Source organism: Zooshikella ganghwensis DSM 15267 (assembly GCF_000428585.1).
GTDB classification, from domain to species: Bacteria; Pseudomonadota; Gammaproteobacteria; order Pseudomonadales; family Zooshikellaceae; genus Zooshikella; species Zooshikella ganghwensis.
In genome coordinates this window covers 1-1573 of sequence record NZ_AUAF01000357.1, presented here as the reverse complement: position 1 = coordinate 1573, position 1573 = coordinate 1, and the positions used below count along the sequence as shown (strand labels likewise).

The window sequence follows — 1573 nt, the reverse complement described above, 5'->3', positions numbered from 1 at the left end:
TAACCATTGTATTTATCGTGAGATTCATCCATACTAATTACTCTTCTAGTGTTAATAAGCTGCCTTTTTCCTCCGAGAATCTGGCAGCTTTTTTTTATCTACAAAAATAAGAATCTTAATTTTTTAAACATGAAAAGATGGCTTAACCCACTAGTGTCACAAAGCAGATTCAAGAGCATTTGAAAATAAATGAGTTAAGTAGGAATCAGTTTAAGTACTTTTTACTAAACAATACCTCCTGTATTGATTGAGAGTAACAACTTCAAGCAAAGTTAAACTCTGAAAATAAACCGCTTTAATTAGATAAAATATAACGAAATGATGTTAGATACTCCTTATCAGAACAGTGGCTGTATAAACTTACAGTAAAATTAAACTAAGTGACGTTAAATTAAAATTGAGGTAAAGTTTTATCATCGCCTCAGAAACACTTGTAGCCATTCAGAGTATGTTATGGCTCCATATAACGAAAACCATTGAATTTAGGCATAAAGGTAGCCTTGGCACTGGTTTTTGCTCCTATAAGAGTTTAACATGTCAACTGGTGCCCTCTAACAGAGTGCCGATTTCTTCTTTGTAAAATCATAATAAAAGCTTTTTTTGATTACATCAAGTAAATATTTATGAATGAGTTTTGGCGAAAGTTAAGAGCAAGAAGGCGAGAGTTAGAGCTAACTCAAAAGGAAGTAGCCGACTACTGTGGTGTTTCGCAGACTGCTGTTAACCAGTGGGAATCTCAAAAGCCTGATAGGAAAGCTTTCCCAAAACAAGATAAACTTCAAAAGCTAAGTGAGATTTTAAAAGTTGATATCAACTGGTTTTACTCTGAGAAACAAATTGAATCACCTATAATCGCATCTATTGCAGAAATGGATGAGGAGTCATTTGAGAAAGCCAAAGCTTCAGTCGAAGCTCGCCAAATGGGAAAGCTTTGGTCAAAGTTAAGATCACGACGTAGAGAACTCAACCTTACCCAAACTGAAGTTGCCAACTATTGTGGCGTTACAACAGGTGCTGTTGGCAGGTGGGAAGCTAAAGAAGCTGAAGTCCGTACCTATCCCAGAAGAGATAAGCTAGAAAAGCTTAGTGAAGTATTACAACTAAAAGGCTCCTGGTTTCTTGATAGAAATGATGATCTTGCTAGCTTCAACGTAGATCCAAACACGAATCATACCAATACAACTGAACAAGACTCATCATTCCTTGAAGAGCAAATGAGCGTAATTCATGACTTTACAACCCTGATTACTGAGAAGAAGTTAACTAGGGAAGACCTCGCAATTCTTAAAGCTCTATCTGAACAAATAAAAAACAGATACTAACCTCCTACCCCCTGCTTAATAAGCTAGCTCATTATTAGCAGCAAGACTTTCTTGCCTTTTGATTAATATTAGCAATCACAAAAGTATAATTTAATAACCTTTTTTATTTGATTTTTGGTTTTAATGAGATATGCTATATAAAAAATCATAGAGTACTTGCTATGGAAAGCACAACACCTATTAATGGCCATATAATCGATGGTCTTTGGCAATCAAACCTAAACAATCCATATCTGGCACCACGAGAAGTA

Annotated in this window: 1 protein-coding gene; it reads left to right on the top strand. The window is 35.3% G+C overall.

What is annotated here, in order from left to right; genetic code table 11:
* The first annotated feature begins 623 nt into the window (after window positions 1-623).
* Entirely contained in the window at window positions 624-1322 is a 699-nt protein-coding gene (locus tag F607_RS33355) for a helix-turn-helix domain-containing protein (protein WP_051311885.1), read from the top strand.
* The last annotated feature ends 251 nt before the right edge of the window (window positions 1323-1573 follow it).